Origin of the sequence: Bacillus sp. A260, assembly GCF_009861435.1 — a bacterium.
Taxonomy (GTDB): domain Bacteria; phylum Bacillota; class Bacilli; order Bacillales; family Bacillaceae_G; genus Bacillus_A; species Bacillus_A cereus.
This window is the reverse complement of record NZ_CP046399.1, coordinates 142,975-155,880: the sequence shown is the minus strand read 5'-3', so window position 1 is coordinate 155,880 and position 12,906 is coordinate 142,975. Positions and strand designations below refer to the sequence as shown.

The following is a 12,906-nucleotide window of genomic DNA, read 5'->3' as shown; positions in this document are numbered from 1 at the left end:
GGTTACTTTTTATTCGGATCAATTTCTATCATTTGGAAAATATCACCATCCGTTATACCTAATACTTGCATTTCTTCTCTTAATGAACGCCACGATTCAATTTTAATTGATTTTGTGATTTTGTCCCGCAAGGTGTACACGTGTATGGAATATGACTCCTTATTTTTCTTCATCTTAACAGCCCCATCTTACATTCATCTAAAAAACTGTAGGTGTATAATTTTTACATAGCAAGTACAGAGTTTTAACCCTTGTTCTCATTAGAGTTTGTATAATATTTACGATATCTTTTCAGTGATTCATGAGTTTTAAAGCCGACTTGCTTCATGATATGTTCAGCTGTACATTGCTGCTGGAACATCCGTAATATAAAGGTATTTCGAAAGTGTTGTGCTGAAATTCCCTTTCGAAGATTAGCACGTTTTACCTCTAAACGAATCATTTTTTGAACTGACATGTCCGTTAGAAATTTTGGTGCATCATCGTCATAGCTCCAAAGATAAGTCCCCAACCTAAAATGAAAAGCAACAAAGAGTGGATCGTCGCTATGATATCTAGGGCGTACTGGCTCGGGAATGATTTTATAGTAGTTGTAAAGGTGTAATTTATCCTCTTCTTTTAACTGGATTGTACGATTAATTTTTGTGTCTTCAGGAATAGATAATGTATTGTTCTCAAAATGAACATGTTTCATGCGTAAAGAGACAAGTTCATGCAAAGTAAGTCCGTAGTCTAGGAGCAAGATTATAATAGAAAGATTTCTCTCTAAAATCATAGGACGAGTAGAGCGTTGTTTTTCTGTTAATCCCTCCAATGAAGCAGATACTTCTTTTAGGCGTTGCTCTTCTTGTGGAGAAATAAAATCTTCAGTACGCAATGCACGATTAGGTGGAGCTATGTGTATTACACTTTCAATCGGGCTTGGTAAATCTAAATACTCATACAGTCTATTAAGAGCGATATAAATACGATGTACCGTTTTATCGGAGTATTGACGTTCTTCGATTAAGTAAGTAAAAAATGCTTCGAAATCCTTTTTAAATAGAGATTCCCAATTCATTTCATCAGAGTCAGAGAATCTTCCGGTTTGATGTAGCCATTGAATACAGCTTTCCACATCGTAAATATATCGCTTGATCGTAGAGGGTTTTCTTCCCTTACTTAATAAATAAGAGAAGAAACCTTGTATTGTGTCTTGGATTTCTTGCATGAGTACAGTCTCCTCTACTTTTAATGTTATTTAAAATCCTTATTTCGAGTGAATTTCAACTTAGTTTTTTTTTATTATAAACGTTATCTACCTTATTTTTTGCTCTCATACCCCTTAACGAGTCGATAAAATGTGGTCGATGTTCTGAAAGTTAAAACTTGACCTTTTGGAACACCTTTTTTATTTATGTTTCGTTTATCGCCATCTTTATTGAACTGATAACCTTGTTTTTCTAAATATTTTCTAATTGTACTTTCCGCTAAATTGGTGATACGGGAGACATCTATTGTTTTTAAATGCACTTCGCTTACAACATCATCATTCTTCTCCATATCATCACCTCCACTATAGTGTTGTTACACTTGTACCATAGTATCATTGTACTAACTTCTAATGAGAATTTATATATGCTTTGTATTTTATATAAAACTAAAACTTAAGTTTCATTATATTCTATTTTATGAACTTATAAATATAACTGCACAACTACAGTTATTACCATAATATATTTATGCTTTTTTGAGAACTAATACATAGTGGGGTGATAAAATTGGAAAAAGATTTTTTAGTAATTCTTAAAGATACAGCAAGTTTTGAACAATATCAAACAGTGGTCTCTACCATCCGTGAACAACATGGTAAGGTCAATATACAACAGCTACCTAGAATAATTTGGGGGACAGGTACAGAGTTAATGGTAGAATCTCTCAAACAAATCGAAGAAATTAGCAACATCTATACAAATAGCATTGATGCATTTGATAAAAACAAATTGAATAAAAATGAAAGATATACATTGGAGACTTGGAATAACAGTAAAAGTATTAAATATGTAAATGAAAAAAATAACAGATCAAAAGATGGAGAAATGTGGAATTTACCTGTAGGTGGATGCAATATACCTATCATAGAAAGTGAAATAGTTGATGAGGCATTCAGAAAACCAAACACTAGTCTACATATGACAGGGACAGTAGGCGTAGGGGTAATCATTGTGAATGGCCCAGGAACAGCTCAAATAACTCAAACTGAACAAGCTACTATTATGACTGAAGTTCAACAAGGAGCAAATATCTTAACCAATTTAGCTCCTGCTGGCGCTAATCTTAGCTTTTCATTTGATTTTCAGATAGCTAATATTAACATCGATCCTGCTACCATCCGCAATAATACTTATGAAGATGAAAGAATTTGGCGAGATGCTGCAATGGCCCAACTTGGTTACCCAGTTGGACTAAGAGGTATGTACAATTATATTGAGGATTTAAAAACACAAATTCTTCCATCCAGACCGCAATGGGCATATATTGCATACTTCATTAATTACCCAGCCGGTTGGTTTGCTTATGCTACAATAGGAGGTCCAAGGCTAGTTATGCAATATACTAACGATAACTGGGGACCTAATAACATTGACCGTGTATTTGCACATGAAACAGGACATATATTTTGGGCTCCTGATGAATACGCTAATAGCCAATGCACTACTGGAGGTGAATGGGGTTATTTAAATGTAGCAAATGATAACTGCCAAAATAGTAACCCCAGTTCCGTTAATTGTCTTATGAAGAATAATACCTCAGTAGTGTGTCCTTCCACAATTGGTCATTTTGGTTGGAGAGACTCAGACGGAGACGGTATACCAGATACACTTGATACCGATCAGACATTTGCCTGGAGACACCTAAGTCCAATTAGTGGCCATCCACTTGGTGCTGATTTTGATTGTTTCGGTCCAGGATATGAGGCTAAATTTACGGTAGTTGGGGATTTTGACGGTGATGGTCGTGATGAGATAGCCATTGCTATTAATGCTTCTGGATCTGGTGGGAATGATTTTTGGGTAATGGACTTTAACCTTAGGAATAGAAACTGGGAACATTTAAGTCCAATTAGTGGCCATCCACTTGGTGCTGATTTTGATTGTTTCGGTCCAGGGTATGAGGCTAAATTTGCAGTAACTGGGGATTTTGATGGTGATGGTCGTGATGAGATAGCCATTGCCATTAACACCTCTGGATCTGGCGGCAATGATTTTTGGGTAATGGACTTTAATCCTGATACGGGAACTTGGAATCATCTAAGTCAAGATAGTAGTCATCCACTTGGTGCTGATTTTGATTGTTTCGGTCCAGGGTATGAGGCTAAATTTGCAGTAACTGGGGATTTTGACGGTGATGGTCGTGATGAGGTAGCCATTGCTATTAACGCCTCTGGATCTGGTGGTAATGATTTCTGGGTAATGGACTTTAATCCTGATGCGGGAACTTGGAACCATCTAAGTCAAGATAGTGGTCATCCACTTGGCGCTGATTTTGATTGTTTCGGTCCAGGGTATGAGGCTAAATTTGCGGTAGCTAGGGATTTTGATGGTGATGGTCGTGATGAGATAGCCATTGCTATTAACACCTCTGGATCTGGTGGTAATGATTTCTGGGTAATGGACTTTAATCCTGATGCGGGAACTTGGAACCATCTAAGTCAAGATAGTAGTCATCCATTGGGCGCTGATTTTGATTGTTTCGGTCCAGGGTATGAGGCTAAATTTGCGGTAGCTGGGGATTTTGATGGTGATGGTCGTGATGAGATAGCCATTGCTATTAACGCCTCTGGATCTGGTGGTAATGATTTTTGGGTAATGGACTTTAATCCTGATGCGGGAACTTGGAACCATCTAAGTCAAGATAGTGGTCATCCACTTGGCGCTGATTTTGATTGTTTCGGTCCAGGGTATGAGGCTAAATTTGCGGTAGCTGGGGATTTTGACGGTGATGGTCGTGATGAGGTAGCCATTGCTATTAACGCCTCTGGATCTGGTGGCAATGATTTCTGGGTAATGGACTTTAATCCTGATGCGGGAACTTGGAACCATCTAAGTCAAGATAGTGGTCATCCATTGGGCGCTGATTTTGATTGTTTCGGCCCGGGTTATGAGGCTAAATTTGCGGTAGTTGGAAATTTTGATGCCGATGGTCATGATGAGATGGCCATTGCCATTAACACCTCTGGATCTGGTGGCAATGATTTCTGGGTAATGGATTATGCCCCGCAATAATGATTTAGTATTTGAAAGACCACTTTTAATATAGATTTGGATCAAAGCTTAATTGTTTATAAAAAAATGAGGTATTTTCCTTTTTTGATTAAAGAATTCAATATGAGTTTTATCCAAACTTTATTATAATACGGAATGATTATTCGAAAAGAAAAGAATCTATTTTGATTAATTTTTTCAAAATAGATTCTTTTTATATTCTGTATAATAACTATTTAGGGAATATTTTAAAGTGAAATTTATTCCAAATTTACAATTATAATGAAATGCATCATATTCTCACTTTTCTAAGTTACTTTGACGGTCAAACCGTTTGGAGAACCAGCGGTTCTCACTACAGACAAAGCACCAGCATTACTTTGTGCATTTAACAAATTAAGAGAACAAGACATTTATATGAATACAATTCATTGTAAAATCAAGCATTTGAACAATCTCATATACTTTTATCCTTATCGTCTTTTTCCCATATTTCTAAATTATCCTTTTCAATCTATAATCTCTGTATGTTATTTCTTGGTTTATCTATATATTATGTTTTATTCCAAAGTGAGACGCGAGATATATGTATGAATTCTTTCTTTTTTTAACTTTTACTTTTCGACAAGACTGTTGTTTTTTTCAATGTAATGACTATGAAACGACATTCTAAAACTCATGTCAATAAGATGCTTTTCAAAGAAGTTGTCAACGAATTTAACCTTATTTTTAAAAAAGTTACCAATATATTTTGGCATAAAACGGCAAATGCTGGAGGAATATATTTCTCCAGCATCACGCAAAAAAAGAACAGACATGAAACGATAATCTGTTCTAAAAAACAATTACATTTATCAATTTTACTTTATTAAATATTATACATATACTTTCGTTGCTCGTTACATATTAAAAGATAACTATGATAGAAAACGATTATTATTATGGAGTTTCAATTTATGTATGAAAAGTTTATTCTGAGTGCTCAATACGTAAAATATCTTTTACAAATATATAATGCAGATTCTCATCTTTATCAAGCATTGTACATACAGGAGCTTCTTCATCAAAGTATACGATCATGCCTTCTACGTACTCATATGTCTGTAGAACATTTTCGTTTCTCTGGATACATAACTATTCCCATACATCTATTTCCGGCTCTATCTTTCCACATATAATCCCAATGCGATAAAATGCCTTTTGTAAAATCATCCATAATTCTCCTCCCCTTTATCTTCTATTTATGAATGTGGCGTTTCTAAATATGTTTAAATTATCTGTCCTCCACGTTGTGTGTTCCCAAAAATTTGTTTAAAATCTTCTCAACTTACTACAACTTTCCTAAACGTATAAAATACATCTTTCGTTGCAACATACGCCTTTATTTTCCCATTTTTCAGCTGATTTAAAATTATATTTACTAATTAATATTATATTATAATAAAATGATATTTTGTCCTATTTCAGTTGTAATGGATAATCAGATTTATGTAATTGGTGCCGGTGCCTTCTAAACTAAAACAACACCTTTCAACAGTATAGAGGTCTATTCTAAAACTCATGTGAGGTTAACATAAAGTCCTTGTTTCTGTTTATCAGTCTATACAATTATTTGTACAGTTCTATTATAGTTTGGATTTCCAGGTTCTCGCTTGTTATTAGATTAGCCAAAAAGCTGTATAAAATTTTACATGCTCTTAGCGTAGTTCTTTCCGAAATGTAAGCGACATCCCAAAATACCACTTACTATTTGTCAATCCGAAGAACAAAAAGAACTTGTAGAAATCACTACAAGTTCTTTTTTTGGCTACAGCCAAAAAAGGATACAGAAACTATCTCATTGTGCATATCGGGAAAACCATCTTGTATATGGTTTGATTCAATTATACAACAAATTACAATTATTTAAGACTGTATTTTTGAAAATTAAATTAATTCGGTGAATTGGATATTGCGGTGTTTGTCAATCCCTAAAAATACCAATTATTTAATTTGTGAAAAAAACTTTAAATCAACATCTATATCATAATAATTTATAAAAAATGTAAGTGTAGGTAGATAGAGAAGAATGGTGTATACCTCCATATAAATTAATCTAACAGATAGTAGTTTGCATTTCTTCCTCCGTCTTTATTCATTCTAAATGTAAATAAATTAAAAAAGATTATATACAAAATAACAAATAGAAAGCTGCGGTCTTGGGCATGACTCACAGTTTTTTTATCATGGGGTTCTATCAAATGACATGAAAATGAATGTTATAACATTCATTTGTATGCCACTACCTGTATGGAGGTTTTAGATTTGACATTAAAAAAGGAGAGTGATTTTTACTCCATAATAAAGAAAACAAGTATCTATTTTGTGTCAAGGATTACATAATTTTGTATTTGGTTTACTTATTTCAAGAATTGGTGATTCACTATATACCTATTCTCTTCCTTTGATTGCATATGAATTAACTGGTTCAGCAGTAATTATGAGCTCACTTTTTACAATAAGTGTGTTCTATTTCAATGTTTTTTTAATTACTGTAAAAATATTATTCAAAATTGAATTAATAAATAACAATTAATTTCCAGATGTTTGTTGTAAATTCGTTCCTTTTTATCCAATACAGGTTCATATAAAATACAAGAATTATTTTATATGTTTTATAACTTTTGAACTTTATATTTAAAATTAAATAAATACATAATTTTCCACAGGTAAATTATGTATAAAATATATGCGTGTTATTTAAACTAATTGTTATTAAAGGAGGATTAATTTTATGAAAAAGCTAGGACTTATAGTAGGAATTAATTATACAAATACACCAAATGAACTTGGGGGATGTGTAAATGATGCAAATGATATGATACATAAATTAGTTAAGGAATTCAATTTTCAAACAACAGATATTCAATTGTTAATTGATGACGTAGCAACTAGAAAAAATATTTTAGAAGGATTAAATTATTTAGTTCAAGAATTAAGCGCTGGAGATATAGGTGTTTTTTGTTATTCTGGACATGGTACTCAGACTGTTGATTTACCGCCTATTGACGAATTAGACATGTTAGATGAAGCAATTGTCCCAATTGATGCAATTAATGATCAAAATTATTTTATTAGGGATGATGAAATAAATGAAATACTTCAAAAGCTTAATAAGGATGTTCATTTTCTTGTGATATTCGATAGCTGTAATTCACAGCATGGTACGCATGATTTAGACAATACAGAAGTTAAACGTTTTTTACCGTTAAATAATTCGGTGAAAAAAATAAAGGATATAGTTCGGGATATTAAATCAGTAGAAGATTCTAGTAATGTAAAACATCATTTTTTAGCAGGATTAAATCATATTTTATTTGCTGGATGTAAAGAAGATCAATATTCATATGATGATGGATCAAATGGCTATTTTACTAAAGCATTAATTCAAGAAATGAATAAAGGATTAACATATCAAGAGGTTTATAATAAAGTGAGTCGTATTGTAGTGGAGAAATCCAATGGTAAACAAGAACCACAAATAGATGGAATGAATCTAGATAGGAAAATACTGGAATGAATTTACAGATATATGATGTTATAAAGTTTTTTCTTATAGACGGTTTATAAATTAATTAAATATAGATTGAAAGAAATCAAATTTGATATTATTTTTTTCTAATAAACAGCAAAAATCCATCTTATAAGATGGATTTTTGCTGTTTATTAGAAAAGTTTTTTATGAACATTATATTTGTTGTTTAGATATCAGCAATTTCCCTGAATTTATTAAATACCGTAAGGTAATCACTAAATAGTGCAGTTATCATTCCTTGAATCAATGCTTGTTTTTGGTTTTCAATCTCTTGTCTAATTCTATCATCCACATTTCCAAATTGTGGTTCAACTGTTATATCTGGTGGAGATAAATTTGAAATACTTTGTTCTAAAGTCACTTCAATTTTTACTATGAAATCATTTTGAGGTGCGTTTCCTTGATAATTTGCTTCGACAAAATAAACTAAAACATTACAATGTAATGTTTTTCCATTTAATTGTAATTCAACATCTGGATAACTTATTACGGGGATAGCTTGTTCTATACTGCTTAATTTGCTTTTTAAATATTCTTCACAAAGTTTTTCTGCTTCATTGATAGCTTTTTCTATTAAGGTATTAACATTTAGAAAGTCAGTAAATTGATTTTTTATTTCTTCCAATTTATTTAACATGTTTTGTTTTTCTTGATTGATATCAGGAAATTGATTTTTAATATTATTAAAAGCATCATCTACCGATTTCCTAATTTTATCTTCAGCGGCTTTTTTTAATTTTTCTGCAATCTCCTCAGGTGTTGGTACATGTATAATATCGCTAGGATTAGTAGGGATTCGATTAGGAATTCGATTAGGAATTCTAATTCTTCCACCCCTTTTTACAGAGTCTGAATGACTGGAAGGTTTAAGGTTTTGGATTTCATTAATGGAATTTTCTAAAATGGTTATGATGGTTGCTGAGTTGTAATTTGGATCATCTACTAGTGTATTCAGTTTTGTTATTGTGATATCAATAATTTTTTGTAATTCAGGAAGAAGCATTAAACTATACCACCTTTTTATCTTATCTATTAATAACAGTTATTGTTTTCAATTTGATTTTTTTTATACATTGTAGATAAAATAGAAATAAGGAATTCTCGAATATGTCAATGCTAAACCTTTATAATAATAAAAGCCTGTTTTTAGCTTTGGAAGTCAAGAAAAGAGATTTTTTGTTGTTTTTCATTTCCACCTAATATGGTGCTAGAAACACCAGTCATATCCTTGGTTTCTTTAACTGTAACCTTTTTAGACTGATATAGTTCGCTAGTACTAGAAGGACAATAACTCCTTTTTTATTTAAATTCTACATAAAATTTGTTGTTGATGATTCCAAAAGCAACTTTACATGGAAATGGATTTTTTCCTGCTGAAGCAGAACGCATACAAGAAATCACCCAATGTTCTAGTTCTAAAGGTAAGCGGTATATTTGAATACTACCATCATTGTTTTTTACTGTTATAATCGGTGCATTTACCCTGGTTGTAGCAAAATCATCCGTTGTTATTATCGCTACTGCATCATTAGTGCAAAAACCAACGTTTAATACCTCATAAATCATTCCGTTTTCCTTATTAATGATCATAGGTATATTTAGAAAGAGGTATTTTTTAATGTCATTATGAATAACTACTCCTGCTGTGTTCTTTCTTAATTGATTCCCTTGCATTTTTACACTCCCTTAAATGAACCTAACTTGATAACGTTAATTTGTTCTATTTTACACCTATTATATTAGAAAATTGCAGTTTTATCTTGTTATAAAAAGCATCAGTACATATAACAGCACTATTTGATGAATCAATATCAACAACAGTCATATAACTAGAGAGTAAATAACCATCTTCGTAATATGTAATTAGCATTTCTTCTTCAGATAATAAGGAACATAACAACATGTTCTCAATCAGTTCTTTTTCTTCAGCGGTTGAGATTGGAAGGGGTACCCTATACGTTTCTTAATTATTTTAATTGTACTTGAAATTGTAAATAAAAAAAGAGAGCCGAAGCCCCCTTATTATATTCCTAATAGTTGTTTCTTTTTTGCTGTAAACTCTTCTTCTGTTAGAATCCCTTGATCTTTCAATGCAGCTAGTTTAGTGATTTCGTCAGCGACCGAATAGTTATTTACAGGCGTTGTTGTAGAAGGATGGTCATTAGAAGCGAAAGTATTTTTTTCTTGTTCGTTCATGTACCCTTCTATTAAATTTTTTGCTTTTAAGAAATTGTTATATTCGTGTTTATTAAACATGATAGTATTTTCATCTTTTGCCAAGTCAGAGGTGGATCTAGTTTTTACTTCAGAGCTTCCAGGGAAAACGAATTGGATATAACCATGTGAAAGGAAGCCTGGTGGTTTGAATTGTATACCCGTAAGACTTTTGATTTGGATTTCTTTAGATCCCCTACCGATCAAACGAGAGTATTTAATAGTAATTTTAGTTGGTGTGACTACTAGTGTACTTAGTTGCCCTTTAAATTCTAGCATGTATATCTCCTTTTTATAACAATTTATATTGATAATAAGATGATAATAGCAAATTACACCTTCTTAATTTGTCAAATTCTGTCGAAAGGTAAGAAAAAAGACACCATAAGGTGCCTTTCTCGGCTTAATAACCGCATTTTATTTTCCTCGTAGACTCTGTTCATATGCTTTAACTTCATCAGTTGATCCAAATGTTTTCAGGTCAAATATTTTGTTACCATCAACACATACTACTAATAATCCATCTTTAGCTTGAATAACACTTCCAACATTGCCCTTTTTTAGAGAAATACTAAAAGGATTATCTGCATTCATCGTTTTTTTCTTCTCTACATATTGATTAAATTCCATGCCAACTGGGAATGCCTCTTTTAATTGTTGAAGAGTATACTCAGTTGTAGTTGGCGAATCACTTTTAGGCTTTTCTTGTTCTGGTTGTTCTTGCGGTTTAGGTGTTTCTTGACTCGGCTGTGTAGTTTTTTGAAGTGACCTAGTTTGCTCTTTTTCATAGGAGTCTACTTTAGATTTCAACTCTTTGATTTGTTTTTTTAATTCTTGCTGTTCATTAAAGTGTTGATCGATAAGTTTATCCATATCTTTTTGTGAATACTTAGGTTTCATAGCCTCTGATTTGGAATCTTTAAAAATAGCTACGGAAGCAATGATAGCTACTAGTACAGCGATAATTCCAATGATTAGTTTTTTATTCATTTATGTTCCCCCTAAAATACAATAATATTATTATATAACAATTAAACGTTTATAGGTAGAAAAAAAGCACCCTAAGGTGCCTTCCTCCGACTTGAGCTATCCTGTATTAATGCTGTTCCGATTAATAAATTAAATTATAAAAATAATTTGTTATACTTCCGTGTACCCTAGCTGATATAATGTATAAGGCAATTATTGGTTAATTAAAGGTACATATATATTAGGAGGTACATAAACCATGATAGAGTTAGTTACGGCGTTTTTCTTACTAATTCTCCATTCCATTGTTTATCTCTTTTCAAGTGGAGAAACTAAGCAAATAGCAAAAAAACATATAAAAGAAATTCTTAATAGTCCTGATGGAATAATAATATTAGTCTTTGCTGCGGCACTTTTAATCGGGGGGATATATTTATTAACATTATGATTTCAGATATCTTAGTTTAAAACGTATAAGGAAATTAATAGCACGCATTAGGGAGGTACATAAGTAATGATAGATATAATATTCTCATTCTTCTTAGTGGTTACTTATTTCATTATTTATCTTTTTTCAAGTGGAGAAAAGAAACAACAAGCAAAAGAAAATCTAAAAGAAGTTATTACAGGTGCGGATGGTAAACTCCTATTAGTTACTGTTATGGGAATTCTAATCATGGTAATCTGGTTATATTTTTATGTTTTAGGTTTATGAATATAAACTAAAATCATATCCAAGTATACGAGATAATGGTTCACCTGGGAAGTATGCGTATTATGGTGGAGAATAGGACACTGGTGGTCTTTTTGGAGAAGCTAAATGTGTTATGAAACTGATGAACCGGATAATAGGTAGTATATAAAGGTCTTATCTTTTTTATAGGAAGATAAGGCTTTTTTATGCATAAAGAAAAGACACCAAAAGGTGCCTTTCTCCGACTTGAACCACTTTAATTTTAATAATATGTATTGGACGCCAATCCAAATATTATTTTACCATGTTAAGTTGTATTGTACATTGAGAAATTTGGTATACCTCTTTATTTGAACGTAAAAAGCCCTAGAGGGGCTAGGACTTTTTGACAGAATGAAAATGATTCAAAAAAGGACTTATATAACGTAACATATGAATGTTTCATAAATGTATCGTAAAAGTGAACAAAATCTATATTTTGTTATTTTACTCCATCTCTTTCTAATGCTTCTTTTAGCATTCCTTCAGCTTCTTTTATAATTTCTTCAGGTGTCATCTGGTCCACTGGTTTATAATTACCGTTTTTATCGTAGTCGGCTGTGTTAGTTTTTGGCTCATTTGTAGATGGCGGAACAGGTTTATTAGGGTTCTCGTGTGTTATAACTTGAGATGCAGGAGATCCCTCTGTTTTAGACCTGTTTTGCTTTGTTAACTCTTCTTCTAACTTTTTCACTTGATCATCAAGAGCTTTATTTTCTGTTTCTAATGTTTTTATGTTTTTGTGAAGTACCTCATTTTCTTCAACGATTTGTTCATTAAAGTTTAGTCGGTTCATAGGTTCTTTTTCTGGTGATATACCTACTATAATAATTGCCATTAACATTAGTAATCCTGAAAAAACGAAATGATCTTTTGCTGTTTTTTTTAATAAGAGTTTAATAAATCCTTTAATTAAATAATAAATCCCGATAATTATAGTGTAAGTGAACGTCATAAACATGGTATGGAAAATCGTTCTAGATGTGAGGCTTGGGAATTCTCCAATTGTTTCATAAAGCGCACCATATGTAACCATCAAAATTGCAGCATACATTATCGTCAATATTAAGACGACAATTAAAAATCTTTTAAATAGTGTCAAAGCTATTCCTCCTGTAAATCTTAGATGTATTAGATAATTTAATAAAAAAATAAAAGTACTCTTTTGAGTG

Annotated in this window: 12 protein-coding genes and 5 pseudogenes; 6 read left to right on the top strand and 11 right to left on the bottom strand. The window is 31.9% G+C overall.

The annotated features are described in order from the left end of the window. Window positions 1-2 precede the first annotated feature (2 nt). From GD442_RS27975 to GD442_RS27435, 3 genes are all read right to left on the bottom strand, one after another. The gene (locus GD442_RS27975) at window positions 3-173 is read right to left on the bottom strand and encodes a hypothetical protein (RefSeq protein ID WP_201450786.1); all 171 of its coding nucleotides are present in this window, start codon (window positions 171-173) and stop codon (window positions 3-5) included. 71 nt (window positions 174-244) lie between these two features. Continuing rightward, window positions 245-1,210 carry a tyrosine-type recombinase/integrase gene (locus tag GD442_RS27440; RefSeq protein WP_159365296.1) on the bottom strand — a complete coding sequence of 322 codons (966 nt, stop codon included), beginning with the start codon at window positions 1,208-1,210 and terminating at the stop codon, window positions 245-247. Window positions 1,211-1,302: 92 nt separating this feature from the next. After that, window positions 1,303-1,542: a hypothetical protein gene (locus GD442_RS27435; protein ID WP_159365295.1), complete on the bottom strand. Its 240-nt coding sequence runs from the start codon at window positions 1,540-1,542 to the stop codon at window positions 1,303-1,305. Window positions 1,543-2,795: 1,253 nt separating this feature from the next. Between GD442_RS27435 and GD442_RS27430 the strand changes: the two genes are divergently transcribed. Together GD442_RS27430 and GD442_RS28235 are read left to right on the top strand one after the other, a co-directional pair. Continuing rightward, window positions 2,796-4,265: an FG-GAP-like repeat-containing protein gene (locus tag GD442_RS27430; protein WP_159365294.1), complete on the top strand. Its 1,470-nt coding sequence runs from the start codon at window positions 2,796-2,798 to the stop codon at window positions 4,263-4,265. Window positions 4,266-4,568: 303 nt separating this feature from the next. Beyond that, window positions 4,569-4,706 (top strand): annotated as a pseudogene (locus tag GD442_RS28235) (IS6 family transposase); the annotation flags it as partial. A 507-nt stretch (window positions 4,707-5,213) separates the two neighbouring features. On the opposite strand, the pseudogene GD442_RS27425 reads toward GD442_RS28235, so the two are convergent. Continuing rightward, window positions 5,214-5,460: pseudogene (locus GD442_RS27425) on the bottom strand (hypothetical protein). Between the two features lie 52 nt (window positions 5,461-5,512). Further along, window positions 5,513-5,659: pseudogene (locus GD442_RS27420) on the bottom strand (abortive phage infection protein). 889 nt (window positions 5,660-6,548) lie between these two features. Here GD442_RS27420 and GD442_RS28435 point away from each other — a divergent pair. Next, window positions 6,549-6,768, top strand: a pseudogene (locus GD442_RS28435) (MFS transporter); the annotation flags it as partial. Window positions 6,769-7,017: 249 nt separating this feature from the next. Then, window positions 7,018-7,803: a caspase family protein gene (locus GD442_RS27410; RefSeq protein ID WP_159365293.1), complete on the top strand. Its 786-nt coding sequence runs from the start codon at window positions 7,018-7,020 to the stop codon at window positions 7,801-7,803. Window positions 7,804-7,984: 181 nt separating this feature from the next. Here GD442_RS27410 and GD442_RS27405 read toward each other — a convergent pair whose 3' ends face one another. The 5 genes and pseudogenes from GD442_RS27405 to GD442_RS27385 all read right to left on the bottom strand — a co-directional run bounded on the left by GD442_RS27405 (window position 7,985) and on the right by GD442_RS27385 (window position 11,022). Beyond that, entirely contained in the window at window positions 7,985-8,821 is an 837-nt protein-coding gene (locus GD442_RS27405; protein ID WP_159365292.1) for a hypothetical protein, read from the bottom strand. 296 nt (window positions 8,822-9,117) lie between these two features. Further along, window positions 9,118-9,492: a hypothetical protein gene (locus tag GD442_RS27400; RefSeq protein ID WP_159365291.1), complete on the bottom strand. Its 375-nt coding sequence runs from the start codon at window positions 9,490-9,492 to the stop codon at window positions 9,118-9,120. Window positions 9,493-9,538: 46 nt separating this feature from the next. Then, window positions 9,539-9,769 (bottom strand): annotated as a pseudogene (locus GD442_RS27395) (YolD-like family protein); the annotation flags it as partial. Between the two features lie 71 nt (window positions 9,770-9,840). Next, window positions 9,841-10,311, bottom strand: a complete 471-nt coding sequence (locus tag GD442_RS27390; protein WP_159365290.1) for an SHOCT domain-containing protein — start codon at window positions 10,309-10,311, stop codon at window positions 9,841-9,843. Between the two features lie 138 nt (window positions 10,312-10,449). Beyond that, window positions 10,450-11,022: a hypothetical protein gene (locus GD442_RS27385; protein WP_159365289.1), complete on the bottom strand. Its 573-nt coding sequence runs from the start codon at window positions 11,020-11,022 to the stop codon at window positions 10,450-10,452. Window positions 11,023-11,260: 238 nt separating this feature from the next. Here GD442_RS27385 and GD442_RS27380 point away from each other — a divergent pair, with 238 nt between their 5' ends. Both GD442_RS27380 and GD442_RS27375 read left to right on the top strand, forming a co-directional pair. Further along, entirely contained in the window at window positions 11,261-11,449 is a 189-nt protein-coding gene (locus GD442_RS27380) for a hypothetical protein (protein WP_000571721.1), read from the top strand. Between the two features lie 66 nt (window positions 11,450-11,515). Further along, on the top strand, window positions 11,516-11,716 hold the full coding sequence (locus GD442_RS27375) for a hypothetical protein (protein WP_000565400.1): 201 nt from the start codon (window positions 11,516-11,518) through the stop codon (window positions 11,714-11,716). Between the two features lie 460 nt (window positions 11,717-12,176). On the opposite strand, the gene GD442_RS27370 is transcribed toward GD442_RS27375, so the two are convergent. After that, window positions 12,177-12,836 carry a hypothetical protein gene (locus GD442_RS27370; RefSeq protein WP_159365288.1) on the bottom strand — a complete coding sequence of 220 codons (660 nt, stop codon included), beginning with the start codon at window positions 12,834-12,836 and terminating at the stop codon, window positions 12,177-12,179. Window positions 12,837-12,906: the final 70 nt, after the last annotated feature.